This is a genomic window from Bradyrhizobium erythrophlei (assembly GCF_900129505.1).
Lineage (GTDB): Bacteria > Pseudomonadota > Alphaproteobacteria > Rhizobiales > Xanthobacteraceae > Bradyrhizobium > Bradyrhizobium erythrophlei_D.
In genome coordinates, this window is record NZ_LT670818.1 from 3,172,861 (window position 1) to 3,197,307 (window position 24,447).

Sequence of the window (24,447 nt, forward strand, 5' to 3'; positions counted from 1 at the left end):
CTCTCCAATAAGGAAAGGCGATTCGCCGAGCGGAGTGATGCGATCTTTCCCGACAGTGCTGCTTTCGATGGCGGCCGTGGCGTTACTGCTTGCGGCGGCGCTGCCGCGCGTCGCGTTCGCGACGGGTACCGAGCCTGCCACCGATCCGCAGGCCGATCCTGCTCCTTGCGTAGCCGCGGTAGCGGCGGGCGAGGCCGACAAGGTCATCGCCATCTGCGGCGCGCTGATCGACAATCAGAAGACCCAGCGCGCCGACCGCATCAAGGCGCTGATCGCGCGCGGCGCAGCTTACGACCACAACCAGATGATCGATCGCGCCATCGGCGACTACGATACGGTGCTGCGGCTCGACCCCACGCTTGCCGATGTCTTCAACATCAGAGGCGAACTCTGGCGCAGGAAGGGCGACCGGCCGCGCGCGCTCGCCGATTTCGGCGCCGCCATTAAGCTCAACCCCGGTCATCCGGCCGCGCGCGGCAATTACAAATCGCTGGCGCAGGAACTGGAGCGGCTTGGCGCGCTGATGGCGGTCTACAACAAGCCGAGCTTCAACTGCGCCACCGCCAGGCGCCCGGTGCAGAAGGCGATCTGCGCCAATCCGGAGCTTGCCAATCTCGACCGCGAGATCAACGCCGTGAACACCAAGGTGGTCCGCGAGGCGACCTCCAACAGTCCGCGCGCCGGCCGCGCTTTGCAGCGCGAGCAGGACGAGTTCATCGCTCGCCGCGACGCGGCGTTCGGCCAGCCGGACTACGACCTGCAGAAGGCCATGCGGCAGCGGCTCGACCATCTGCTCGCGGTTGAGCGGTATTAGGGGCGATCGGGCCTTGAATTGACGCCGCTCCAGGAGAAGATGGCCTTGAGAAAAATTGCCTGGAATTGATCCTTGTCATGGCCGGGCCCGTTCCGGCCATCCACGTCTTGATTTGTCGACCAGCCCACGGACATGGATGCCCGGGACAAGCCCGGCAATGATGGGTAAAGTAGGTCCCGGGAGCAGCGCCATGAACATCCAGAGCAGCCGGTATCACGAAGTCCACGCCCGCTCGCTGGCCGACCCGGAAGGCTTCTGGGGCGAGGCCGCGCGCGAGATCGACTGGATCGAGCCGGCAAAAAAGGTCTTCGATCCCTCGATGGGCCTGTACGGCCGCTGGTTCGCCGGCGCCGTGGTCAACACCTGCTACAACGCGCTCGACCGCCACGTCGCTGATGGACGCGGCAACCAGCTGGCGCTGATCCACGATTCGCCGCTGGCGGGCAGCGTCACCAAGCTGACCTATGCGGAGATGCTGCATGAGGTGAAGACCCTCGCGGCGATCATGGCCGATTTCGGCGTCGCCAAGGGCGACCGCGTCATCCTCTATATGCCGATGGTGCCGGAAGCGATGGTCGCGATGCTGGCCTGCGCGCGGATCGGCGCGGTGCACAGCGTGGTATTCGGCGGTTTTGCGGCCAAGGAACTCGCGACCCGGATCGAGGATGCCAAGCCGAAACTGATCTTCTCGGCGAGCTGCGGGCTCGAGCCCGGCCGCATCGTGCAGTACAAGCCGCTGCTGGACGAAGCGATCAGACTCTCCAGCGTCAAGCCGGAGGGCTGTATCGTCCTGCAGCGGCCGCAGCAGGCTTGCGAGCTCGTTGCGGGCCGCGATCACGACTGGGCGGAATTGCGCGCCAAGGCCATCGCGGCAAAGAAATCCGCGCCTTGCGTGCCGGTGCTCGCAACCGATCCGCTCTATATCCTCTACACCTCCGGCACGACCGGAAAGCCCAAGGGCGTGGTGCGCGACAATGGCGGGCATCTGGTCGCGCTGAAATGGTCGATGTTCAATCTCTACGGCATCAAGCCCGGCGAGGTCTGGTGGTGCGGCTCCGACATCGGCTGGGTGGTCGGCCACAGCTACATCATCTATGGACCGCTGATCCAGGGTGCAACCTCGATCATGTATGAGGGCAAGCCGATCGGCACGCCGGACGCCGGCGCGTTCTGGCGGGTGATCGCGGAGCACAAGGCGGTGGCGCTGTTCACCGCGCCGACCGCGTTCCGCGCCATCCGCAAGGAAGACCCGGAAGGCGCGTTGATCCGGAAATACGATCTGTCGAAATTCCGCACGCTGTTCCTCGCCGGCGAGCGCGCTGATCCGCCGACGGTGCAATGGGCGGAGCAGCAGTTGAAGGTGCCGGTGATCGACCATTGGTGGCAGACCGAGACCGGCTGGTGCATCGCCGGCAATCCGGTCGGCCTGGGGATGCTGCCGGTGAAGCACGGCTCGCCGACGGTGCCGATGCCGGGCTATCAGGTCGACGTGGTCGACGAAGCCACAAAGCCCGTGCCTGCCGGCACCATGGGCTCGATCGTCATCAAGCTGCCGCTGCCGCCGGGCTGCCTGCCGACGCTGTGGGAGCAGGACGAGCGCTGCCGCGAAGCCTATTTCGCCGAATTCCCCGGCTATTACAAAACCTCCGACGCCGGCTACAAGGACGCGGACGGCTATGTCTTCGTGATGGGCCGCACCGACGACATCATCAACGTCGCCGGCCACCGGCTGTCGACCGGCGGCATGGAGGAGATTCTCGCCTCCCATCCCGACGTCGCCGAATGCGCGGTGCTTGGTATCAAGGACGCCATCAAGGGTGAGGTGCCCTGCGGCTTTTTGGTGCTGAAGGCCGGCGTCACCAGAAGCCCGATCGAGATCGAAAAGGAGATCGTGGCGCTGGTGCGCGAAAAGCTCGGCCCGGTCGCCGCGTTCAAGCTCGCGATCACGGTCGGCCGGCTGCCGAAGACGCGCTCGGGAAAAATCCTGCGCGGCACCATCAAGAAGATCGCCGACGGCGATCAATGGGCGATGCCCGCCACCATCGAAGATCCGAAGGTGCTCGACGAAATCGGCGACGCGCTGAAGGGCAGGGTGCAGCTCCTCTCGTCATGCCCGGGCTTGACCCGGGCATCCATCTGACGCAAACGCCTTGTTTTTGATGGATTGCCCGGTCAAGCCCGGCAATGACGAAATCGGAACAACGGACGGAATTCCGCGATGCGACGTAACTCCGCGCGACTCTACATAGCCCTCTTCCTCGTCGCGCCGATGCTGGCCGGCTGCCTCGAGCGGGGACAGCCGACCATGGTCGATACCAGCAGCGACGACGACGCGTACTGCCGCGCCAAGAATGTCGCGCCCGGTTCGAACGAATATATCGCCTGCCGCAAGGATCGCGACGTTCAGCACAGTAATGCCGACGCCCGCACCGACCGTCGCCAGCGAGATCTCGGCGAATACATGATGAACCATCCGGACCATCCTTAACAGCGAGAGGTCACCATGAACGAGGACGTCTTCAACGCCAGCCTGCGCAAGTTCCTCAAAAAGGTCGGCATCACCTCGCAGCGCGCGATCGAAAAAGAGGTGCGCGACGCGATCGACAGCGGCCGTCTCAAGGGCCACGAGAAGCTACCGGCCAAAATGGTTTTGACCGTCGGCGGCGTCAGCCTCACGCACGAGGTGACCGACGAGATCGAACTAGGCTGAACCTTCCCCATCGATAGACTGTAACTCCTCATCCGGCGCGGACTTCGTCCACGCCACCTTCTCGCACGAGGGGAGAAGGAAGAAATCGTTCGCTACTTACTTTTCATTCTCAAGAAAGCATCACGCATGGACATCAAGGTCAGGGATTCGAACGGCGCGCAGCTCGCCGAGGGCGACAGCGTCACGCTGATCAAGGACCTGAAGCTGAAAGGCTCGTCCACGGTGCTCAAGCGCGGCACCGTGATCAGGAACATCCACCTCATCGACGACGCCGACGAAATCGAAGGCCGCACCGACAAGGTCAAGGGCCTGGTGCTGCGCACGGAGTTTTTGAAGAAGGCGTGAGGGCCGCAACAACAATGCGGAGTTTCCCTACAAGGATTCCTTTGTCCGTCTCATCAAGACCGCCTTCGACGCAATGCTGCGAAACCGCGCCGGTCACAGCCAGCGGACCCCGCTTTCGGACGGGCCGTCGCTGTAACGCAGCTTTCAGCGTGCGTGGCTAGACAGCCACGATGTCGCAAGCGCCTCGGCGGAAGCCGCCGCTACTGCTTTGGCGCGTACTGCATCTCGCCATTCCCGAAGGACCAGTTCTCTGGCGAGACATCGACGAGATTGATGAAGACGTCCTGCTTGCGCACGCTGGCCTTGGCGTGGAGATCGTCGGCGATCTTGCGATAAAATGCCTTCTTCACCTCGGTGCTGCGCCCGGCGTTCCACGTCACCTGGATGAAGATAATGCCGTCGGTGTAATTGATGCCGAGATAGCCCTCCCTGGGAAACACCAGCTCGTCGGCGGCGTGGCCGGTGACGATCTGGAACTTGTCGTCGGCAGGGACCTTCGCGACGGTGATCATTGCGTCATAGACGACGTCACTGACGGTTTGCCGCAGTTTCGGCGACGCGGTGCTGCTGAGGTCGATCCTGACAAGCGGCATCTGGTTCTCCCTAATTGGGCGTTGTTGGATGCTGGCGGTATCCGGCCGCGCTCAACCGAGCGGATCGCAGTCCAGGAGAGATCGGCTAGCGATACTCCGTACGCGGGATCATCCATGTTGAAACCGTCTGCCAAAGACCATCGCCGAACTTCCGTTGATAGGCGATAAAGTCGGCATCTTCACCGTGCACGAGTTCGTAGCGATGAGCCTTGATCGAATGTTTGGTCTGTTTCATCACTGAAATTCTCCTCATGAGGAACTGAGCCACTGTTGAGCTAGTCGCACGTCATAGCCAGGCAATAGAATGACAATAGTCATATTTTCAAATTATCGAGAGTACCGGACGGGAACACAAAACGTCTGGCCTTTCCTCAGCGAAAACGAGTCGGTGCGGGTCCATCGAAACATTTAGATCATCCAGACAAAGGAAAGGGTTAGCCGCTGCCCGGAGCGCTCGACGCAAGAGACCCGCAAGTCGAGACCCGCAAGTCGGCGGAATTCGGCAACTTCACGGCAAATTGACGGGCGTCTCCCGATAAGCGCCAGAATCACGCACGCAAAAGCATCCCCGGCTTCAATGGGGCGATGGCTCAGCATGATGAAAAGTTCTATGCGCTGGTGGCGACATCGTCGACCGGCAGGCCTGATGATTTTTCCCGTTCTACTGCTCGCGCTGGCGCGCGCGGCGGTTGCGGATATTGGCATGGATGCCAACGTTGAGCACGTCGTGACGGCCTATCTGGCTCCGGAGACCGTGGGGAAGCCGGGCGGCCTCGCTGTGGCCGTCTACGCTGCGGGCTACACACAGTTTTTCAATTACGGCTTCGCCGACGAATCGACAAAGCGGCCGATCACTTCAGACACGTTGTTTAACGTGGCGTCGGTTCGAAAACCGTTCGAGGCAATCCTGGTCGCGCTGGGTACGCTTCGGGGCGAACTGAGCCTGGATGATCCAGTGAGCAGGTATGTCCCCGAGTTGCGCGGCGACTACATCAAAAGCGTGACGATCGGCGAACTGGCAACGCATACATCCGGACTCCTGCTGCCGACCGATCACCCGCCATGGCCGAACGATTCGTTCACGCTGCAGCAATTCTTCAACATGCTCAACGCATGGACGCCACCATCGGGCGAGCAGCCGGGGAAGCAGCGAATCTATACACACGCGGGATATGTCCTGCTGCAGCTCGCGCTCGAACGTCGCTACGGTCGACCTGTCGGCGAGCTTGTCGAAGAGCGCATCCTGAAACCCCTCGGCATGAACCAGACGTTCCTCCCCGAGCGCGGGCCAGACAATCGCGCTATCATGGCTCCGGAGCTCTTGAAACGTGTCGTGCAGGGCTACTCCGATACGGGCATGGTGATTGGCCCACCTGGAGACCAGCAGAGCTATTACGATTTCCCGGGGACTGGTCAGATGTTCTCATCGGCTCGTGATCTGGCCACCTTTCTTGCCGCCTGTATCGATGGCGAGGCGATTGATCCACAATTGCGGCAAGCATTGCAGATGACGCAGCGTGAGACGTTTCGTGTGACCGGGAAGTTCGGACAAGCGATGGCCTGGGAAAACGTCCATTTGAACGACGTGGACGTTGTGGACAAGCTAGGCGGACTCAATAACGCATCGGCCTATGTCGGCCTCGTGCCCGCACACAAGACCGGCATCGTCCTGCTGGCTAACAGCAGCAATTTCCCGCATGAGATCGCCCGCTACCGCGTGCTTCCGGAATTGGCGCGAGAAGAATAACCGTGAATCTCGATTGGTCCGCTCAGGTCGTCAGCATTGGCTGTTACCCGACCTCGCCAATCGCCAAAAGCAGTAAGTGGTGCAAAGCCGGAGGCGTGCGCCCCGACTGCCTCCTCAAGCGGACTGGACAAGTTCGATCGTGGGGCGCACCCGTTCAACCAGGTCCCACCGCAACGCGGGAAGCCGCATCTGCTGCCTCCCGCGCGGATGACGACCGTTACTTCACAGGTGGAAGACCGGCCACGGCGGCATCCGTTGGATTGTTCAGACACTTCGGATGGCCAAATCCGCCCGCACTCTGACCGACGCCACCCTGGCCGCTGGGAGCCTGGCCTGTGCCGCCCGTGCCGTCCGCGTTCGGCTTGATGTCGAATATGATGTTGTCCGGGTGAGCCGCATCCGCCACCCCTTTGACACCCTGGAATTGATCGAGGCCCAGGGCATTTCGTACCCGCCACGCGACCATATGGTCCGTGCACGAGGTGTCACCACTGACACCGACGCCACCCACCTTGATCCCGTTGCTGTAAAGCGCAAGGCCGCCGCCGAAGACGTTCACGCCGCCGACGCGCTGGCCAACCATGGGATCGTTCGGCGTGCCGAACGAGGCACCGCTGGAGGGGCCCTGGTTGAAACTGACCTGGCTCACGCCGGCGCTACCGAAAGGCGGGCGGTTGCCATAAGCGACGGCTGTATCGACCGGATTGCTGTGCTGCAAGCCGTAGAGGCTGCCGCCCGGTTGCACGGCCGTGAACAGATTGGCGGTCGACAGGGCCAGTCCACTCGGAAACAAACTGCCGGCGGGAGTGGCATTGCGTCCCACACTGAAATCATTCGCGGTGTTGGCTTTCTGTGCGGAGATGACGCGACTGCCCAGCCACTGAGAGGTGCCTTGGCTCCCCGAGAACGCGACGGCGCAGACAGTGCCATCGTTGGCGACGAGTGTCCCCCACATGTTGAAGCCCAGGCCGCCATTAGGGCCTGAAGCGGGCGTTATGGCGCTGATGAGCGCTGAGCGGAGTTCCGAAAAACCCGGCAGTGCGGAGCAATCCGCAAAGGCCGGACCAGCCACCATGGTAACGAGAGCGCCGATCGAACATGAAACTACCCGCTGTTGGATATTCATTGTGCTGCTCCTCTGGTGCGATGGATGATGGAATGACAAACAACACGCAGGTCCATCGTGCCCTGCGCGAACTGGGAATGAAATCCGCGCCACCTGCCGTGGTCGCGCTCCAGGTTGAAAATCAGGTCTGCGACCGCGGAAATCATGAAAGCGCGCGGTCATGAAATAAAAATATGACGCTACCTATCGGTGATTAATGTGACCCGTTCTTGCGACGCCTTTATGAACTCTGGTTGACGTGGGTCGATCTCACCCGCGGCGGTCAACCGCTGTTTCATCAAGGCCTCCATACCGTTCCTGTGCAGCCAGAGAAGCCCCATGGCGAGCTGCCGCAAGTCGTTGCGCTCCGCGCCAACCGGCAGACGTCGAGCCCGGCGCAACGCGGCGGCGGCTTGCTCTTCCAATGCTGACAGACTGCGTTCCACGTGGTGTCCTAACCGATCGATGCGTTGCCGCTTGGCTGTCTACCCCACTTCTCGCGTCAGCAAATGTGAACTACTTCACCATCCAGCTCCGTCGATGAGAAAGCTGCGCACCCGCTATTTACCCTTTAGTGCCCGCATTGCGTCTAGTTACCCGATATTTTGCGATCGGCCCGGCCTATCAGCCGGGCCTTTTCGTTTGAGATGCGCTTGGCACTGAGGAGCAGCTATGCGCAGCGCCGCCAAATATTTTGATAGCCGAGGCCGCTGAAGGCGCACCGCAAAGGCAGTGCTTACCGTCGAAGGTTTGGATTTCCAATTCGCAAGGTAATTTGGGAATTGGGAAGCCGCCCCAAAGACATCCTCGCTGAAATGGAATTCGCGCGCAGCCGCAAGGCCCGTTGATCCATTTGATGCCTGGCCGTGGATGATCCGGTCGGGGCGATCGATGTTGGCAAGTTCAAAACTGTCGGGCCGCTCCACCGGTCAGGTCGACTTGGCCTCCGTTTCGAGGCGCCGGCTGTAGCGTGACATGGCAAAAGAGAAGACAAAATAAATCAGGGCCACGAACAGGTAGACCTCGACGCTGAACGATTGCCAGGCGGGATCCACGATCGCGGTCTTCGCAGTCGTCAGCAGGTCGAAGATGCCGATGATCAGGACCAGGCTGGTATCCTTGAAGAACGCGAGAAACGTGTTCACCAAGGGCGGTATGACGTGCCGGATCGCCTGCGGCAGAATGACCAGCCCGTTCTTCCGCCAATACGACAGGCCGAGCGCGTCGGCCGCCTCGTGCTGACCGCTGGGAACCGCCTGCAAGCCGCCGCGAACGACTTCCGCCAGATAGGCGCCGGCGTAGAGCACGAAGGCGACCTGGGCCCGCAGCAGCTTGTCGATGTTGACGCCGTCGGGCAGGAACAGCGGAAACATCACGCTCGACATGAATAGCAGGCTGACCAGCGGCACGCCACGGACGAGCTCGACATAGAGCACGCAAAGCGACCGGATCGCGGGCAGTTTTGAGCGGCGGCCAAGTGCTACGACAATTCCGAGCGGAAAACCGAAGGCTAGTCCGAAGGTCGCCAAAATCAGCGTCACCGGCAGCCCGCCCCAGCGATCTTGCGACACGTAAGTCAGCCCGAAGACGCCGCCCCACATCAACAGGCCAATCACGACGAGTGCCGTGACCCAGACCAGCAAAAGCTCCCTGCGCCACCAGCTGCGGCGGCTCGAGACAAGGAATAGTGCGATGAAGGTCACGACCGCAAGGGCAGGGCGCCACTGCTGATCGAAGGGATAGGTGCCGAACAGGATGAAGCGATATTTTTCGGGGATGACGGCCCAGCAGGCGCCGAGCCCGCGGATGGCCCGGCAGGCGCCGGTCTCATTGCCGGGAACCGTCCAGATCGCGTTCCAGAACCCCCATTGCACGAAGCTGACGCAGGCCTTCGCGAGTAGGAAGATCAGCAGCAGCGAAATAAGGCTCGATTGTATCGAGGGGAAGAGATTGGCGCGCAGCCAACCGATCGCGCGGCCGCTTCCGGTCCTGCGCGATCGCGACCGGCCGAAGGGGGGCGTATCTTGCCGCGCATCCGTCAGCGACGTCATCGATCAGCGCTCCGACAGCGCAATGCGCGCATTGTACCAGTTCATGAACAGGCTGATGCCGAGGCTGATCGTCAGGAACACCCCCATGATGAGCGCGATCGATTCGATGGCCTGGCCGGTCTGGTTCAGCGTGGTATTGGCGATCGACACGATGTCCTGGTAGCCGACCGCGACGGCCAGCGACGAATTCTTGGTCAGGTTCAGGTACTGGCTGGTCATCGGCGGAATGATGACGCGAAGCGCCTGCGGCATGACGATGTGCCGAAGCACGAAACCGCGGTGCAGCCCGAGCGCCATGGCGGCATCCCACTGTCCCCTCGGAACGGCCTGGATGCCGCTGCGCACAATCTCGGCGATGAAGGCCGAGGTATAGGTGACGAGCGCGACCAGCAGCGCGAAATACTCCGGCGACAGCGTCAAGCCGCCGACAAAATTGAAACCGCGCAATTCGGGCATCGCGATGGTCCAGGATGCGCCCAGTCCCCACGACACCAGCGCCGGCAGTCCGACCACCAGGAAAAGCGCGTAGGGCCACAGCGAACGCGGCTTGCCATCGAGCACCTGCCGCGCCTCCAATCGCCGGCCCAGCGCGTACGACGCGATCAGCCCGAGCACGGCGGTGCCGATCACCCAGAGATTTGCCGCTTCAATCGGTATCGAGGGCAGCACCAGGCCGCGATTCGAAAGAAACACGCCGCCGACCGGCATCCATGCGGCGCGGGCCGCCGGAAGCCCCTGCATCAGCACGTACCAGAACAGAAGCTGGAGCAGCAGCGGAATATCGCGCAGCACTTCGACATAGACCGCCGCCAGGCGGGACAGCAGCCAATTGGACGACAGCCGCGCGATGCCGATCAGCGTTCCCAGCACGGTCGCGAACGCGATGCCGATCACCGCGATACGGAGGGTGTTGACGATACCGACGATGAAGGCGCGCAGATAGGTGTTCTGCGGGCTGTAGGCGATCCAGGCATCAGCGATCGGCATCCCGGCCTCGCGGCCCAGAAAGGCGAAGCCGGTCGAGATGCGGCGCGCCGACAGATTGTGAACCGCGTTGGACCAGAGCCAGAACACCACGGCGACCGCAAGGCCGACCACCACGATCTGCCAGAAATATCCGGCGACACGCGCGTTGCCGAGCGAGAAGCGCGACCGCTTGCGGCGAACGGTTCCGGAGGTAGCGGTCGTCACAGCACAAGGATCCTTCTGTCAGCAGCGATCTTCGGCCATGCGCCGGGGAAGGCGCGTTTCATATGTTGCACGAAATGACGTTTTATGCAACGTATGTTTCATGACCCAGCCGCAGCCGAAGTCCTCGCCGCTCACCGAGCTCTGCAGCGCCCTGCCTTCGCTGCCGATGCGGCTGCGTGAAGTCGGGCGCTTCGTTGCCGCTAACGACTACGACGCCACCACGCGTTCGATGCGCGAACTGGCCGCCGTGGCGGGTGCCGATCCCGCTTCCTTCACCCGGCTGGCGCAGGCGCTGGGTTATTCGGGGTGGGACGAACTCCGTGCCGCCCTGACCGAGGCGCGCCGGCCCGTGCAGCCCTCGCCGTTCTCGGGCCGAACCAAGGGACGGCGCCACGGTCCCAATGCCGATGTCACGCTGGTCGCCGACAAGCTAGAGGCCGAAGCGGCAGGCCTTGCCCGCATTTCCGCAAGCAGCGTGGCAACGGCTGCCAAGGCCCTGCATGCGGCGCAGCGGATCTGGATCGCCGGCTTTCGAAGCTGCCGCGGCGTGGCGGAACTGCTCAATTACCAGCTTCGGCTGTTCCGGCCCGAAGCGGTGCAATTGGTCGGCGGCTCGGGTCCCGAGGATCTCGACCTCGGAGCATTTCGTGCCGGCGATGCCGTCATCGTCATAGGCTTTGCGCCCTATTCGACCGCAAGCGTGCTGTCGGCGCGCGCGGCGCATCGTTCCGGCGCTGCGCTGATCGCGATCGCCGACACGATCGCCGCACCCATGGCGGAGGGTGCGGATCACCTGCTCCTGTTCGAGGCGGCCGCCTCACCCGGCTTCTTTCCGAGCCTGACCGGTGCGATTGCGGTCGCGCAGTCGCTTGCCGCCGTCACGTTTGCGCTCGGCGGCGCCGGCGCGAAACGCCGCCTCAAGGAGACCGAAGCCCGCCTCGCGGCGATGTCGCAATACGTTGCCGAGAAAGGTTGAATATGATGGGCGCCAGACACAGCCGCGTGCTGCATCGAAGCCTGCGCGAAACACCTCCGATAGCCGTCGGCGGCGACGGCGTTTGGCTCATTGCCGAGGATGGGCGACGGATTCTCGATGGCTCCGGCGGTGCCGCCGTTTCCTGCCTCGGACATCAACATCCGCGTGTGGTCGAGGCCATTTCCAGGCAAGCGTCGAAACTGGCCTATGCCCATACCGGCTTTTTCTCATCGGAGCCGGCCGAGGCGCTCGCTGACCTGCTGGTCGGCGAAGAGCCCGGCGGCCTCGGCTACGCCTATTTGGTCAGTGGCGGATCGGAGGCGATCGAAGCCAGCATCAAGCTGGCGCGGCAATATTTCATCGAAAGCGGCCAGCTGCAGCGCCAGCGTTTCATCGCCCGCCGCCAGAGTTACCACGGCAATACCCTGGGCGCGCTGGCCGCGGGTGGCAACGCCTGGCGCCGCGAGCCCTATGCGCCCCTGCTGTCGTCGGCCTTCAGCCATGTGACGCCTGCGTTCGCCTATCACGAGAAGCGCGACGATGAATCCGAGGCCGGGTTCACGGCGCGGCTCGCCGCCGAACTGGAAGCTGAATTCCGGCGTCTCGGCCCCGACACGGTGGCGGCCTTCATTGCCGAGCCCGTGGTCGGAGCCACCGCCGGGTGCGTGCCGCCGCCGGAAGGCTACTTCCGGGCGGTGCGCGAGATCTGCGACCGTCACGGCGCCCTGCTCATCCTCGACGAGGTGATGTGCGGCATGGGTCGCACCGGCACGCTTCATGCCTGGGAACAGGAGGGCATTGCGCCCGACATCCAGGCCATCGCCAAGGGACTCGGCGGCGGCTACCAGCCGATCGGCGCGATGCTCGCAAGCACCGGGATCATCGACAGGATCCGGCGGGGTTCGGGATCCTTCCAGCACGGGCATACCTATCTCGCCCACCCGATCGCCTGCGCGGCGGCCCTCGAGGTGCAGCGGATCATAGCTGAGGAAAAACTGCTCGAACGGGTCAAGGATCTCGGCCGCCATCTCGAGCAGCGCCTGATCGAGCGCTTCGGCAATCACCGGCATGTCGGCGATATCCGCGGGCGCGGCCTGTTCCAGGCCATCGAACTGGTTGCCGACCGCGGCAGCCGCACGCCGTTCGATCCCGGCCTCAAACTCCACCAGCGGATCAAGGCCGCCGCGTTCGAAGATGGCCTCGCCTGTTATCCGGCCGGCGGGACGATGGATGGCCGCAGCGGCGACCACGTCCTGCTCGCACCGCCCTACATCTCGACACCGGACGACATCGACATGATCGTCGACAGGCTCGGCTCTGCCGTAGACGGCGCATTGAAAACCATTGGTCAGTAGGAGGAGGAGCAGAATGAAGAGAATCATCATTGCTACGGGATTGCTCGCCGCCTGGATTTCGGGGGCAGCCGCCGGAACGCTCGACACGGTCAAGCAGCGCGGCACGCTGGTTTGCGGCGTCAGCGCCGGCTTTGCCGGCTTCTCCGCGCCGGACTCCCAGGGTAACTACAAGGGACTCGACGTCGACTACTGCCGCGCGCTGGCGGCGGGGGTTCTCGGCGACGCCACCAAGGTGCGCTACGTCTCGCTCACGGCCCAGAACCGGTTCACCGCGCTGCAGTCGGGCGAAATCGACGTGCTCTATCGAAATTCCACGCAAACCTATCTGCGCGGCGTGACCCTCGGCCTGCGACAGGGGCCGGTCAATTTCTACGACGGCCAGGGTTTTGTGGTCCGGCGAGACAGCGGGGTGAAGGATCTCAAGGGATTGAACGGCGCTACCGTCTGCGTCGCGCAAGGAACCACCCATGAGGTAACGCTCGGCGACTACGGCCGGGCCAACGGCATCGAGTGGAAGCCGCTGGTATTCGATCGCGTCGATACCATGTACCAGACATTCTTCGGCGGCCGTTGCGATGCCATGACCCAGGACGCCTCGGCGCTTGCCGGCGCGGTCGCGACCGCGGCGCCGAACGCTGCCGACTACATCGTCCTGCCGCAGACCATCAGCAAGGAGCCGCTCGGACCATTCACGCGCAATGGCGACGAGGTGTGGACCGACGTCATTGCCTGGCTTCATTACGGGTTGATCGAGGCCGAGGAACTCGGGGTGACCGCCGCCAACGTGGACGACATGGCAAAATCCAGCAACGTGCCGGCCATCCAGCGTCTGCTCGGCAGCTCAGGAGACCTCGGATCGCGCCTTGGTCTCGACAACAAGTGGATGGTGCAGGCCATTAAAACGGGCGGCAACTACGCGGAGATCTTCGATCGAAATGTGGGCCAGGCGAGCCCGTTGAAGCTCGAGCGCGGCCTGAACGCGACCTGGAGCAAGGGCGGCTTGATGTACGCCATCCCCTTCAAGTAAGGGCCTGACGCCGCGGCTCGGCGGGCAATATTTGGAACCGTCGCGCCCGCTCCGGTCCTGTTCTGGATGCCGACGGAATTTTGCCGCTCCGGCGAGCGAACTCTGATGTCCGGAATGATTTATCATTTCGGGCTTCGGCGCTCGATGCGGTCCAGCCGCTCCGACCAGGGATCGGCGCTGCTGGATATGTCAGTGTTCGAGATCAGCAGCAATTTTTCGCGGTTCGAGCTGGTTTCCCAGAGCGGCAGACCTGGCCCGTTGGGATCTCCCGTCTTCGCAAAGTTGGTCCAATAGGCCCTCAGAATATTTGACACTTCGCGGTCGCGGTGCGTGAACACTCCAGCGCCCGGCACGCCTTCGGCGCCAAAAATGAACTGAAGCTCCCGTCCGCGACTTCCTTCGCCGCCCTGAGCTTGAACTTCGGGCACATAGGAAAAACGATATCGGAATGTGGAGGAGCCGGTCGCCGCATGGCTTCGCGCAAAGAATCTTGCGGGCTCGGTGAAGACCCTGTCCGTAAATAACCTTGCCGCGAGCTCTGGATTGCGGGAGGCTTCAGGATAGAACCTTCGCAGGTCGTCCAGGGAGGCGCCTGCAAGGCCAAGCTCCTCATTGAGATCAGGTTCGCTGCCGGAAACCGTCTCCTCTTCATTCGATCCGATGATGAGCGGGATGCGGCTCTCCCGGCCTGCCCTGAAGCCGGCGGCAATATCCTCCTTCACCAGCATCCCGTCCTCTGTCGGAGCGAAGCTTCGCCAGGACCTGGAGAGCAGGATCTTTTCGGCGGCCAGCAGCGCCTCGGAATCAATCGCGCGCGGATCCGGTCCGTTGCCGTCGTACCCGACAGCTTGGAGAAACTGCTTGCCAACGGCCTCCGCCGTTTCCATCGAGCGCATTCGCTCGCGACCGGGCAGCGACTCAAGGATGGCTTTCTGGAACAGATCGCGCGACTGCTCGCAGAGCATGAGCAGCGCGACCGAAATTGCCCCCGAAGACGAGCCGAACAAGGTGACGTTGCCCAGATCGCCACCGAACGCCCCAATGTTCTCATGAACCCAACGCAGGGCCGCGATCTGGTCCATCATGCCGTAATTCGCGATACGGCTGTTCGAGGCGCCTTCGGCGAAGGCGGGATGCGCGAGCCAACCGAACGCTCCCAGCCGATAGTCCAGCGTGATCACAACGACCCCCGCCTGCGCGAGTTTCGCCCCGTCGAACAGGGGATCGCCTGCGGTACCGGCGACGAACGATCCGCCATGAATCCAGATCATGACCGGCAACGGATCTTCGGTCTCGAACGGTCTGAAGACATTGAGCGTGAGGCAGTCCTCGCTCATGCGGTACGAGCCGGGCCCGGGCATCGAAGGCTGCAAACATGCCGGACCATATTCATGTGCCGAGCGGATGGCCGGACTTTCAGGCGGTGGTTGCGGAGCTCGCCACCGCAGGGATCCGACGGGCGCCGAGGCATATGGAATCCCTTTAAAGGAGGCCACTCCCGCTTCGACCACCCCGAGCACCTGTTCTTCTCGCGTCAGGACGAACGGGAATTGCCCAACCTGAGCCGGGACAATACCGCCTTGCAGCAAGACGCCGGAAGCCGCAACCAGCGCAACGAGGTACCGCATCGATGAAATCTCAATGCGCGAGGGGGTTCATCAATAACTTACTTCCGTCAGACACGGCGAGGCAAGTCTTGTACCGACAAGCCGCCCCTCGACACCGTGATCAGGAACATCCACCCACCGACATTGAGGGACGAAATCGAAGGCGCACCGACAAGGTCAAGGGGCTGGCGCTGTGCTCGGAGTTCTTGAAGAAGGCGTGAGGGCCGGCACGGACGTCCACCTTGCCGCATGGCCCGAGTTTTTCGTCGGTCCCATCACGCGCCGAAACCAAACGGACGAGGCTGGGCAAGTACTCGGGGCGGCTGTCGACTTGTAGAACATCGTTCTTCGGTAGTGCGCACCGGGTGATGGCGGTAGAACTTCCTGCGCGCCACCGCCTGCCAGGGCGAATGGATTCTACTGCTTTGAGAGCTGATCGAATACTTGCCCAGCCTCGACGGGCAAATCAGCAAAAGGCTGTCCAGCCCCGCCGTGAAAATAATCCGCTTTCCATGTCGGGCTCGCCCCGTCCCGACCCGACAAGAGAGACGGCTCGCGATCGTCACGAGACGCCGGGCGGGATGCGGTGGACACAAACCACGCTGCTGACGAGTGCGTCTGCTGATGTGGACGGCGAAGGAAGCTTCCAATCTAGATCGTATGATCGGGCAATGCGCCGAAGACCGGTTCTCTACCAATCTTGTCGTGAATTGTTATCGCGCTGCACCTGCCACCCAATCAGCAAAGCCGATCATGCCGTATCATGGTAGCGACACATCGCATTCCGGCTCGACGCCGACCATTATCGCAAGGTTGCCTTGATTTCTGCACTATTCGAGCAACAAATAGCAGCGTAGCGCTTTGGAGGGCAGGCGGTGCCGCGGTTTGGGCTTGCGTGGTTACTCGTGGGGCTGCTTGGGCTCGCGCTTGGCGGTTGCATGCAGGCGACGCTCGCGCCGTCGTCGGACGCTAGCCTGACCCCAAGGGACCGGCAGCTGCTGGCGCACGCGCCGTATGCGCAGACGACCATTCCGGAAACCTTTCGCCGGCATCTCGTCGACTATTCGCGTCGAGAGGCGCCGGGCACGATCCTGGTCGATACCGACGCGCGTTTTCTGTATTTAGTCCTGCCGGGAGGCAAAGCGATCCGCTACGGCGTGGCGGTGGGGGAAGAAGCGATGGCCTTCTCCGGTGTGGCTTCGGTTGGCCGCATGGCCGAATGGCCTGACTGGATCCCGACGCCGGAGATTCAGGCGCGGCTCGGCCCCTACCCGCCGCGCATTCCAGGAGGTCCGGCCAATCCACTCGGCGCGCGGGCGCTCTACCTTTACGCGGGCAACAAGGACACCCTGTACCGCATCCACGGCACCAACCAGCCGGAATATATCGGCCAGGCGATATCGTCCGGCTGCATCCGCATGACCAACGAGGATGTCATCGATCTCTTCGATCGGGTGAAGCCGGGCGCGACCGTCGTCGTCCTCGCGCCGAATCAACACGCATAGACGGGGCGGCGCTTTGCAGGCTCCCCGACGTCCGCATTGCGGCGCTCACTTTCCGATCATCGGTTTGGCCGCCGCGGGCTGGGGCATTGCCGCGAAATCGGCAACGTGACCCGCGCGGTCCAATGCGGGAGAGATTTTTGCTGGCCGTCTGAGTTCCATTTTGCGTCAGGTTTTCCCGCGCTGTTGCCAAAGCGCGACAGTTGAAAATGGGCGCTGTGGTAGCCTCCAGGAAGCTCCAGCCGTTCGCGGGGGGACCATGCAATGAACCAGCGCTTGCGTCCGCTGTCTTGCTTCCTGACCTTGGCCTTGCTCGCCGTCTGTTCGACTGAGGCGGCCGCGCGCGCCGGCCATAAGCCTCAGCAGACTAGGAAGCCCCATGAAGCGACCGGCGGGCGGCACCACGGCAGCGCGGCGCTGAAGAAAGCCGCACACGCAAGGCATGTCGCAGCGGCACAACAGAAACCGGCGCGGTCCTCCAGTGACGTGCCGCCTCCGGCCGTCGACGCTGCCCCGCTGTCGGGCGATCTCGCGGCTGTAAGGGACGCGATGAATCTCGCGCGCAAGGCCAAGACGAGCGAGGCGACGGCCATAGAGAAGACGATCGGCGACCCGGCTGCGCGGAAACTGGTTGAATGGTTCATCCTGCGCCATCCGGCGACTGACGCGAACTTCAGCCGATACGCGGCGTTCATCGCCGATAATCCGGGCTGGCCGAGCAGGGCACTCATGCGCAAGCGGGCCGAGGCGGACCTGTGGCAGGAGCGCAGCGACGCCGCCACCGTGCGCAACTTCGTGGGCGATCAGCCGACAAGCGCCAAAGGCCGCTTCGCGCTCGCGCGGGCGCGGCTTGCCGAAGGCGATCGTGACGGTGCCGAGCGACTGGTTCGCCAGGCCTGGCGGTCGGATGAATTGTCGGAGCGCTCCGAAGCCGACGCGCTCGAGCTGTTCCGCGACCTGCTGACGCGCGAGGACCATCGTGCGCGCATGGACAAGCGCATCGGCGCGAAGGATCTCGCTGGCGCAAAGCGCGTCGCGCAGCGCCTTGGCAGCGACGAGCTTGCGATCGTGAAGGCCTGCGCGGCGGGCAGCGCCGACGAGGCGCTCGATTTGCTCAACGACGTTCCAGCCGAGGCCCGTGGCGATCTCGGCTACACGCTTTGCCGCCTGCGCTGGATGGTGCGTCACGACCGCATCGACGACGCAACGCGTCTTGTGCTCTCGGCGGCCCCCGAGAATATGGCGCTGCAGGATACCGACGAATGGTGGCGTGAACGGCGCGGTCTCGCTCGCAAGCTACTCGATCAGGGCAAGTCCGAAGCGGCCTACCAGGTCGTGCGCAACGCCGCTTTGCCGGCCAGCGAGCCTTACCGGGCGGATTTTCATTTCATGTGCGGCTGGATCGCCTTGCGCTACCGCAACGATCCCGCGGCGGCGCGTGCGCATTTCGCCCATATCGACGACGGCTCGGCCAATCCGATTGTACTGGCGCGGGCGTACTACTGGCGCGGCCGTGCCGCCGAAGCGACTGGCGAGCAAGCGGAGATGCGCACCTTCTATGAAGCCGCCGCGCGCTATCCCACCGCCTATTACGGGCAGCTCGCACGTGCGAGGCTCAGCCTCGACAGAGCCCAATTGCGAGCGCCGGTGCCGGCCGAGGCTACTGACGATGCAACGCTCGCGGACGAGCGCGTGCGCGCCGCAGACATGCTCTATGCGCTCGGCGAACGCGACGTCGTCCTGAGTTTTGTCGCCGATCTCGCCGAAGAGAGCACTGACGTGGCGGTGCTGGCCGCGCTCGCGGAGCTTACCGGCCGCCACAATGATGCGCGGGCGATGTTGCAGATCGGCAAGCCGGCGCTCGCCCGCGGACTCGCGCTCGACAATTACGCCTTCCCGACCATTGGAATCCCGCAGCACAGTCCCATCGGTCCCGAGATCGAGCGCAGCATCATCTATTCGGTCGCACGCACCGAAAGCGCGTTCGACCAGCGCGACAAGTCGTCGGCCAATGCGGTCGGCCTGATGCAGGTCACGCCGGAAGCCGGACGCGACACCGCCAAGCGATTCGGCGCCACCTATGATTGGGACCGGATGGTCTCCGATCCCGTCTATAATACGCAAATGGGCGCGGCAGAACTCAGCGCGTTGCTGAGGGAATATGCGGGCTCTCACATCATGACCTTCGCCGGCTATAACGCCGGCCGGGGACGCGTTCGCGACTGGGTGAAATTGTACGGGGATCCGCGGGATCCCAATGTGGACGCCATCGACTGGGTGGAGCGCATTCCGCTCTCCGAAACCCGAAACTATGTCCAGCGCGTCATGGAGAACCTGCAAGTCTATCGCCTTCGATTTGACGGCGGCGCGTCGGTGGCATCGAAATCCAATCAACGTCTTGGGAACTCGCACGAGGCCAACTCAGCGCTACTTTTGTTAGCCCCGACGCCGGCTCCCGATGGAGACCCGGTCATCCCATAGCATCGGATTTGGGAACAGCCGCTGCTGACGTGAACCGCAGCGCCGCCTCGCGAACCGCGCCCGTAACGGTTCCATCTGGAACCCAGGATGAGGCAATAATACAACAACCATCGTCCGAAATTCCGGAAGGTGAATCGTTAAGAAGCTACAGCCTGCCGGCAGAGATATAATCGCATCGATGATTCCAGAAGGAATTTTCGATGTCGAAGTTTGCGATCGGCGAGCAAGTCGAAATCGTCGCTGACGATCACGAGTCGGGCATGGTTGTTGCCGTGTTTCCGACCGTTGACGGAAGCTTCAGGTACGCTGTCGACACGGGTGGTTACGGCGCACTCCAGTTTTTCATCGAGGAGAAGCTGGCTGTCAATCTTACGGGGCGGGGTGCCGCATGACAGGCCGCCCAACTACGCAAGCCGCGACCGAACTGACGGAGGACGACGGTAGTCTTGTACTCGGTGGCTTTCAGTTCGACGGCTTGGCTAATGCTTCAAATCGGACGCCCAGATTAGTGGCGACAATCCCCGAAGACATAAGTGTCGAATCATCCGGCAAGGCGCCCTTGGCTGCAACGAAGCGCAGCCGCCCTTCTCCGGCAGCCAAGCGCACCAAGGCATCGAAGGCAACGAAGGCCGATGGCAAGCAAGAGGCGCCCGGCGCGCCGCCGACCGTTTCCGCCGCACTCGCCGTGCCGGCGGCTGTTCCCGCCAGCCCGGAACGCGCCGGCGGCGCCTTTGCCCTTGTTGCGGCTCTCGCACTGGCGACGGTTGCGGCGTACTTTTCAGTCACGGGCATGGCTGAAATATTTCCCGGAGCTCCGGTTGCGGTCATGGTGCTCGCCGCCACGATGGAGGCCGGCAAACTCGTCATAGCTGGATGGCTGGCCGCGCATTGGCGCCGGGTTGGATGGAAAATGCGCTCGGTCATGGTCGGCCTCGTGGCCGGCCTTGCGCTCATCAACGCCGCCGGTGTGTTCGGCAGGCTGGTCGAGGCACATGTCAGCGTGGCGGCCGCGGCGCGTTCCAGTGTCGCCGAACGCATTGAAGCGCTCGACGCCCGCGTCACGGCGCAGTCGGCGACCCTTGCCGACCTGGACAATCGCGTCGCACAGATCGATCGGGCGGTGGACGAATCGACACGGCGCGGCTGGGTGACTCGCGCCATCAACATAGCAACGCAACAGCGTGTGACCCGGGATGGGCTCGATGCGCAGCGGCAGGCGGCAACGGCAGCGCTGATTGGATTACAGACGCAACGCGCGACGCTGGTCGGTGAACGTTTCCGTATCGAAGCATCCGCAGGCCCAATCCAGTATCTTGCGATGATGGCCGGTGCCACGCCCGAAGCCGCGGTTCGATGGCTGATACTTCTGATGGTGCTCTGCTGCGATCCCGCGGCAATTGCCTTGACCGTCGCGGCGACTGGTTCGCGACGCTAACGAACGCAAGTAAGGGCCAACATCAAAAGCCCATTCCAAGATTGCTATTCCACTCCGGAACATCCGAAATTTTGCCAATGAGTCGGACCGGTCGGCGGCGCGAGGCGGCTAATGATTGATTTGAGCACCAACCGGCCTCCAGCTCGACCCGGTGTAAATTAGCCGCATCTGAGACCACTGCGACCGAGTCCGCATCTAACCTGAGACGGACGTTAGCCGATCGGAACGCCATCCGCATTCGCGGTCAGGCGAATGTGCGCTTTGCGTCAGAAGGCAACATCACCTCTGTTGTTAGATATTTTCGCGGAGAGTCTTGACATTAAATCCCGAAATTAGAGCAGTATACTGGAACGACACTGGAACGGACAGAATGCCAACAAGCCACTATGTGCGCTGGCCGGAAGAGAGTCGAGGACGCAAATGGAGCTATCCTACGCACAGAATCTTGAGGACTATCATCTTTCGCTTGCCTTCGCGGGACAGACCACCGGGACCTACATCGATATCGGCGCCGGGCATCCGATCGCGGACAATGTGTCATTCTGGTTCTATGAACGCGACTGGCACGGCATTGTAGTCGAGCCACAGCTTGAACTTGCGGCGCTGTACCAGCGACTGCGGCCGCGCGATCTGGCGGTTCGTGGCTTGGTCGGACGCCACTGCGGCGAAATCGACTTCTATGCGGTGGAGCGTCTGCATGGTCTCTCGACGACCGTGGAATACCTTGCGCAAAAAGCAAAAGCCTTCGGCGTCGACTATCAGACCGTTCGCATGCCTGTGACTACACTGGCCAATTTATGCGAAACGCACGATGTGGGCTCTATCGACTTCCTCAAAATCGACGTCGAGGGTGCCGAAGGCGACGTCCTGTTCGGTGGCGACTGGAAGCGCTTTCGACCCAAAGTGATCGTCATGGAAGCGGTAACGCCCGTGTCGTCGGAGCCGGCATGGCAGGACTGGGAGCCGTTCCTTCTCGCTCAGGGCTACGGCTTCGTTCTGTTCGACACCGTCAACCGCTTTTATGTCGCGCAGGAACATCGCGAGATCATGGCGCGCTTTCCGTCCGAGCGGGCGTCGTGGCACGCGGTTCGTCACATGTACGAGATAGGCCGTGCCCCCGAAAATAAGCAACATCCCGATCACGCGCTAGCGCAAGATCTCGCGCGCGGATTCTGGGCGAGCCTGCCTTATCTCGACAAAGATCTCATAACGTTCCTCTTGAGTCGCGCACGCCGAATCGCAAAACCGGACGAGTTCGCGGCGCTTGCATCCGCGGTCGATACCGCGGCATTTCGAGCGGCGCTCGGACGCATTGCTTGCGGCTATGACGGCGGCCAGATCGTTGACGAATGATAGACCGCGAAACCCGGCAACGGTCTTGGTTGTGTCAAACGCGCTAGGCGCGCAGTACCGACGCCTCGTGATGGCCGCCCGGAGCCCCCATCAGCGGCAGGGCCGTCGCCTGGACAGAGACGCGAATGCGTGACGCTCACCAACTGTCATCGTCCGCGAAAGCAGACGATCCAGTATCCCGGAGCAGTTGCGATGGAATCGAGAAGCCGCGGCGTACTGGATCCCCGCATGCGCGGGGATGATTGACGCGGCGGAGTGCCTTGATGCGACGCTCGCCTTACTCGTCGTCCGGCTTCTTGCCGCCGATCGTCTTCAGTTTTGCAAATACCGCGTCGACATTGAGGTCGTCGCGCTGCTTCTCGGATGGCTCGAATTCCGGCTCCTTGCGGGTGGTCTCGGAGGCCGGCAGCAGGGTGGCGCCGCCGTAGGCGGTATCGATCGGCTTCTCCTTGGCCGCGCGCTGCACCTCGAAATCGAGCTCGATCTGCGAGCACAGGCCGAGCGTCACCGGGTCCATCGGGGTCAGGGTCGAGGCGTTCCAGTGGGTGCGGTCGCGGACGCTGGCGATGGTGGTCTTGGTGGTGCCGACCAGCCGCATGATCTGGGCGTCCTTCAGCTCGGGGTGGTTGCGTACCAGCCACAGGATCGCGCTCGGCCGCTCGTGGCGGCGCGACACCGGGGTATAGCGCGGGCCCTTCTTCTTGGCGGCCGGCGGCAGCGCCACCTTGCTCTCGCCGAGTTTCAGGCGGTAATTCGGGTCCTTTTCGCCCTTTTCGATCTCGTCGCGGCTGAGCTGGCCGGTCGAAATCGGGTCCATGCCCTTGATGCCCTGGGCGGCGTCGCCGTCGGCGATGGCGCGGACCTCGAGCGGGTGCATCTTGGTGAAATCCGCCACCTGATCGAATGTCAGCGCGGTATTGTCGACCAGCCACACGGCCGTCGCCTTCGGCATCAGCGGTGCATTGCTCATGGCAAATCTCCTTTGCGCTTCGCCCACCCCTGGGGGGCGAAGCCGTGGTCATCAGCGATGACGGGAATTATCCCCTATATAAGCCGTCCGGGCCCAAGTCTGCAATGGTTAGCTAAAACGGTCTTGACAGCGCCCGAAAGCAGTCCCAAGTCCTTATCCGAATTGACCGTTCCCTGCCCGGCGGCGAGGGGTGATTCGGACGGAAATTGCTCCCATGCAGGCCAAACCACCCCTGAAAATCGTGCTTTGCTCGCCCCGCGGCTTCTGCGCCGGGGTGGTACGGGCGATCGATACCGTGGAACGGGCGCTGACCATCTATGGCGCCCCGGTCTATGTCCGCCACGAGATCGTCCACAACCGCTACGTCGTGGACAGCCTGAGGACCAAGGGCGCGATTTTCGTCGAGGAACTGGCCGAAATCCCCGACAATACCAACGCCCCCGTGGTGTTTTCCGCCCACGGGGTTCCCAAATCGGTGCCCGCCGACGCCCGGGCGCGTAATTTCTTCTCGCTGGACGCGACCTGCCCGCTGGTCACCAAGGTGCACCGGGAAGCGGCGATCCATTTCAAGCGCGGCCGCGAAATCCTGCTGATCGGGCATTCCCATCACCCGGAGGTGGTGGGGACGCTCGGGCAGCTGCCGCCGGGGGCGGTGACGCTGATCGAGACCGCGGAAGACGCCAAGACCTTCACGCCGAAGGATCCCAACAACCTTGCCTTCGTGACCCAGACGACGCTGTCGATCGACGACACCGCCGAGATCGTCGCGATGCTGAAGGAACGGTTTCCCAACATCTCCGGCCCGCACAAGGAAGACATCTGCTACGCCACCACCAACCGCCAGCTCGCGGTCAAGAAGGTGGCGCCGGTGGTCGACGCCCTGATCGTGGTCGGCGCGCCGAATTCGTCGAATTCGCAGCGGCTGCGCGAGGTCGCCGAACGCGAAGGCTGCCCGATCGCGGTGCTGGCGCAGCGCGCCGGCGATCTCGACTGGTCGCGCTTTGCTGGCATCAAGAGCCTCGGCATCACCGCGGGCGCCTCGGCGCCGGAAGTGATCGTCGAGGAGATCATGGGGGCGTTCGCCGAACGTTACGAATTGCAAGTGGAGACGGTCTCGGCCGCGGAAGAGAACGAATTCTTCCCGTTGCCGCGTTCGCTGCGCCCCGACGCCGCCGAGTAACTGCG

The 24,447-nt window shown here is 62.9% G+C and carries 23 protein-coding genes; 15 read left to right on the plus strand and 8 right to left on the minus strand.

Translation table 11 applies throughout. The annotated features are described in order from the left end of the window. Positions 1 to 37 precede the first annotated feature (37 nt). The 5 genes from B5525_RS14740 (at position 38) to B5525_RS14760 (ending at position 3,869) form a co-directional block, all read left to right on the plus strand. Entirely contained in the window at positions 38 to 814 is a 777-nt protein-coding gene (locus tag B5525_RS14740; protein WP_079566648.1) for a lysozyme inhibitor LprI family protein, read from the plus strand. 190 nt (positions 815 to 1,004) lie between these two features. Further along, a complete protein-coding gene (locus tag B5525_RS14745; protein WP_079566649.1) occupies positions 1,005 to 2,954 on the plus strand; it encodes a propionyl-CoA synthetase in 1,950 nt (649 codons plus the stop codon). A gap of 78 nt (positions 2,955 to 3,032) precedes the next feature. Then, positions 3,033 to 3,302, plus strand: a complete 270-nt coding sequence (locus B5525_RS14750; RefSeq protein WP_154073228.1) for a hypothetical protein — start codon at positions 3,033 to 3,035, stop codon at positions 3,300 to 3,302. 15 nt (positions 3,303 to 3,317) lie between these two features. Further along, positions 3,318 to 3,524, plus strand: a complete 207-nt coding sequence (locus tag B5525_RS14755) for a DUF6494 family protein (protein WP_079566650.1) — start codon at positions 3,318 to 3,320, stop codon at positions 3,522 to 3,524. 126 nt (positions 3,525 to 3,650) lie between these two features. Next, entirely contained in the window at positions 3,651 to 3,869 is a 219-nt protein-coding gene (locus tag B5525_RS14760) for an alkylphosphonate utilization protein (RefSeq protein WP_079566651.1), read from the plus strand. Positions 3,870 to 4,069: 200 nt separating this feature from the next. Here B5525_RS14760 and B5525_RS14765 read toward each other — a convergent pair whose 3' ends face one another. Both B5525_RS14765 and B5525_RS45345 read right to left on the minus strand, forming a co-directional pair. After that, on the minus strand, positions 4,070 to 4,462 hold the full coding sequence (locus B5525_RS14765) for a tautomerase family protein (RefSeq protein ID WP_079566652.1): 393 nt from the start codon (positions 4,460 to 4,462) through the stop codon (positions 4,070 to 4,072). A gap of 85 nt (positions 4,463 to 4,547) precedes the next feature. Continuing rightward, complete coding sequence (locus B5525_RS45345; RefSeq protein ID WP_172899879.1) at positions 4,548 to 4,697, minus strand: hypothetical protein; 150 nt, start codon at positions 4,695 to 4,697, stop codon at positions 4,548 to 4,550. Positions 4,698 to 5,165: 468 nt separating this feature from the next. On the opposite strand from B5525_RS45345, the gene B5525_RS14770 reads away from it, so the two are divergent. Beyond that, entirely contained in the window at positions 5,166 to 6,209 is a 1,044-nt protein-coding gene (locus B5525_RS14770) for a serine hydrolase (RefSeq protein WP_079573382.1), read from the plus strand. Between the two features lie 217 nt (positions 6,210 to 6,426). On the opposite strand, the gene B5525_RS14775 is transcribed toward B5525_RS14770, so the two are convergent. The 4 genes from B5525_RS14775 to B5525_RS14790 form a co-directional block, all read right to left on the minus strand. Further along, positions 6,427 to 7,335 (minus strand): heme-binding protein, encoded by a 909-nt coding sequence (locus B5525_RS14775; protein WP_079566653.1) that lies wholly within the window; start codon positions 7,333 to 7,335, stop codon positions 6,427 to 6,429. Positions 7,336 to 7,514: 179 nt separating this feature from the next. Beyond that, complete coding sequence (locus B5525_RS14780; protein WP_079566654.1) at positions 7,515 to 7,760, minus strand: hypothetical protein; 246 nt, start codon at positions 7,758 to 7,760, stop codon at positions 7,515 to 7,517. 483 nt (positions 7,761 to 8,243) lie between these two features. Continuing rightward, the gene (locus B5525_RS14785; RefSeq protein WP_079566655.1) at positions 8,244 to 9,365 is read right to left on the minus strand and encodes an amino acid ABC transporter permease; all 1,122 of its coding nucleotides are present in this window, start codon (positions 9,363 to 9,365) and stop codon (positions 8,244 to 8,246) included. A gap of 3 nt (positions 9,366 to 9,368) precedes the next feature. Continuing rightward, positions 9,369 to 10,556, minus strand: a complete 1,188-nt coding sequence (locus tag B5525_RS14790; protein ID WP_079566656.1) for an amino acid ABC transporter permease — start codon at positions 10,554 to 10,556, stop codon at positions 9,369 to 9,371. A gap of 100 nt (positions 10,557 to 10,656) precedes the next feature. Between B5525_RS14790 and B5525_RS14795 the strand changes: the two genes are divergently transcribed. From B5525_RS14795 to B5525_RS14805, 3 genes are read left to right on the plus strand one after another with little or no spacing between them, the layout of a single operon-like run. Further along, positions 10,657 to 11,532 (plus strand): MurR/RpiR family transcriptional regulator, encoded by an 876-nt coding sequence (locus B5525_RS14795; RefSeq protein WP_079566657.1) that lies wholly within the window; start codon positions 10,657 to 10,659, stop codon positions 11,530 to 11,532. A 5-nt stretch (positions 11,533 to 11,537) separates the two neighbouring features. Further along, the gene (locus B5525_RS14800; RefSeq protein WP_079573383.1) at positions 11,538 to 12,887 is read left to right on the plus strand and encodes an aspartate aminotransferase family protein; all 1,350 of its coding nucleotides are present in this window, start codon (positions 11,538 to 11,540) and stop codon (positions 12,885 to 12,887) included. 13 nt (positions 12,888 to 12,900) lie between these two features. Beyond that, positions 12,901 to 13,914: an amino acid ABC transporter substrate-binding protein gene (locus B5525_RS14805; protein WP_079566658.1), complete on the plus strand. Its 1,014-nt coding sequence runs from the start codon at positions 12,901 to 12,903 to the stop codon at positions 13,912 to 13,914. Between the two features lie 122 nt (positions 13,915 to 14,036). On the opposite strand, the gene B5525_RS14810 is transcribed toward B5525_RS14805, so the two are convergent. Further along, positions 14,037 to 15,542 carry a carboxylesterase/lipase family protein gene (locus tag B5525_RS14810; protein WP_079566659.1) on the minus strand — a complete coding sequence of 502 codons (1,506 nt, stop codon included), beginning with the start codon at positions 15,540 to 15,542 and terminating at the stop codon, positions 14,037 to 14,039. Positions 15,543 to 16,396: 854 nt separating this feature from the next. Here B5525_RS14810 and B5525_RS14815 point away from each other — a divergent pair. The 5 genes from B5525_RS14815 (at position 16,397) to B5525_RS14835 (ending at position 22,292) form a co-directional block, all read left to right on the plus strand. After that, positions 16,397 to 17,026 carry a L,D-transpeptidase gene (locus tag B5525_RS14815; protein WP_079566660.1) on the plus strand — a complete coding sequence of 210 codons (630 nt, stop codon included), beginning with the start codon at positions 16,397 to 16,399 and terminating at the stop codon, positions 17,024 to 17,026. A gap of 261 nt (positions 17,027 to 17,287) precedes the next feature. Beyond that, entirely contained in the window at positions 17,288 to 19,504 is a 2,217-nt protein-coding gene (locus tag B5525_RS14820; RefSeq protein WP_079566661.1) for a lytic transglycosylase domain-containing protein, read from the plus strand. A 200-nt stretch (positions 19,505 to 19,704) separates the two neighbouring features. After that, positions 19,705 to 19,896, plus strand: coding sequence for a hypothetical protein (locus tag B5525_RS14825; RefSeq protein ID WP_079566662.1), 192 nt, complete (start codon positions 19,705 to 19,707; stop codon positions 19,894 to 19,896). 167 nt (positions 19,897 to 20,063) lie between these two features. Beyond that, entirely contained in the window at positions 20,064 to 20,939 is an 876-nt protein-coding gene (locus B5525_RS14830; RefSeq protein ID WP_154073229.1) for a hypothetical protein, read from the plus strand. A gap of 420 nt (positions 20,940 to 21,359) precedes the next feature. Further along, entirely contained in the window at positions 21,360 to 22,292 is a 933-nt protein-coding gene (locus B5525_RS14835; protein ID WP_079566664.1) for an FkbM family methyltransferase, read from the plus strand. Between the two features lie 277 nt (positions 22,293 to 22,569). Here the strand turns inward: B5525_RS14835 and B5525_RS14840 are convergent, their stop codons facing one another. Continuing rightward, on the minus strand, positions 22,570 to 23,262 hold the full coding sequence (locus B5525_RS14840; protein WP_079566665.1) for a DUF1013 domain-containing protein: 693 nt from the start codon (positions 23,260 to 23,262) through the stop codon (positions 22,570 to 22,572). A gap of 214 nt (positions 23,263 to 23,476) precedes the next feature. Here B5525_RS14840 and ispH point away from each other — a divergent pair, with 214 nt between their 5' ends. Then, the gene (gene ispH / locus B5525_RS14845; RefSeq protein ID WP_079566666.1) at positions 23,477 to 24,442 is read left to right on the plus strand and encodes a 4-hydroxy-3-methylbut-2-enyl diphosphate reductase; all 966 of its coding nucleotides are present in this window, start codon (positions 23,477 to 23,479) and stop codon (positions 24,440 to 24,442) included. Positions 24,443 to 24,447: the final 5 nt, after the last annotated feature.

Coding starts and splice junctions, on each gene's coding strand:
- B5525_RS14740 (WP_079566648.1), top strand. CDS start 38: ATGCGATCTTTCCCGACAGTGCTGCTTTCGATGGCGGCCGTGGCGTTA.
- B5525_RS14745 (WP_079566649.1), top strand. CDS start 1,005: ATGAACATCCAGAGCAGCCGGTATCACGAAGTCCACGCCCGCTCGCTG.
- B5525_RS14750 (WP_154073228.1), top strand. CDS start 3,033: ATGCGACGTAACTCCGCGCGACTCTACATAGCCCTCTTCCTCGTCGCG.
- B5525_RS14755 (WP_079566650.1), top strand. CDS start 3,318: ATGAACGAGGACGTCTTCAACGCCAGCCTGCGCAAGTTCCTCAAAAAG.
- B5525_RS14760 (WP_079566651.1), top strand. CDS start 3,651: ATGGACATCAAGGTCAGGGATTCGAACGGCGCGCAGCTCGCCGAGGGC.
- B5525_RS14765 (WP_079566652.1), bottom strand. CDS start 4,462: ATGCCGCTTGTCAGGATCGACCTCAGCAGCACCGCGTCGCCGAAACTG.
- B5525_RS45345 (WP_172899879.1), bottom strand. CDS start 4,697: ATGAAACAGACCAAACATTCGATCAAGGCTCATCGCTACGAACTCGTG.
- B5525_RS14770 (WP_079573382.1), top strand. CDS start 5,166: ATGGATGCCAACGTTGAGCACGTCGTGACGGCCTATCTGGCTCCGGAG.
- B5525_RS14775 (WP_079566653.1), bottom strand. CDS start 7,335: ATGAATATCCAACAGCGGGTAGTTTCATGTTCGATCGGCGCTCTCGTT.
- B5525_RS14785 (WP_079566655.1), bottom strand. CDS start 9,365: ATGACGTCGCTGACGGATGCGCGGCAAGATACGCCCCCCTTCGGCCGG.
- B5525_RS14795 (WP_079566657.1), top strand. CDS start 10,657: ATGACCCAGCCGCAGCCGAAGTCCTCGCCGCTCACCGAGCTCTGCAGC.
- B5525_RS14800 (WP_079573383.1), top strand. CDS start 11,538: ATGGGCGCCAGACACAGCCGCGTGCTGCATCGAAGCCTGCGCGAAACA.
- B5525_RS14805 (WP_079566658.1), top strand. CDS start 12,901: ATGAAGAGAATCATCATTGCTACGGGATTGCTCGCCGCCTGGATTTCG.
- B5525_RS14810 (WP_079566659.1), bottom strand. CDS start 15,542: ATGCGGTACCTCGTTGCGCTGGTTGCGGCTTCCGGCGTCTTGCTGCAA.
- B5525_RS14820 (WP_079566661.1), top strand. CDS start 17,288: ATGAACCAGCGCTTGCGTCCGCTGTCTTGCTTCCTGACCTTGGCCTTG.
- B5525_RS14825 (WP_079566662.1), top strand. CDS start 19,705: ATGTCGAAGTTTGCGATCGGCGAGCAAGTCGAAATCGTCGCTGACGAT.
- B5525_RS14835 (WP_079566664.1), top strand. CDS start 21,360: ATGGAGCTATCCTACGCACAGAATCTTGAGGACTATCATCTTTCGCTT.
- B5525_RS14840 (WP_079566665.1), bottom strand. CDS start 23,262: ATGAGCAATGCACCGCTGATGCCGAAGGCGACGGCCGTGTGGCTGGTC.
- ispH (WP_079566666.1), top strand. CDS start 23,477: ATGCAGGCCAAACCACCCCTGAAAATCGTGCTTTGCTCGCCCCGCGGC.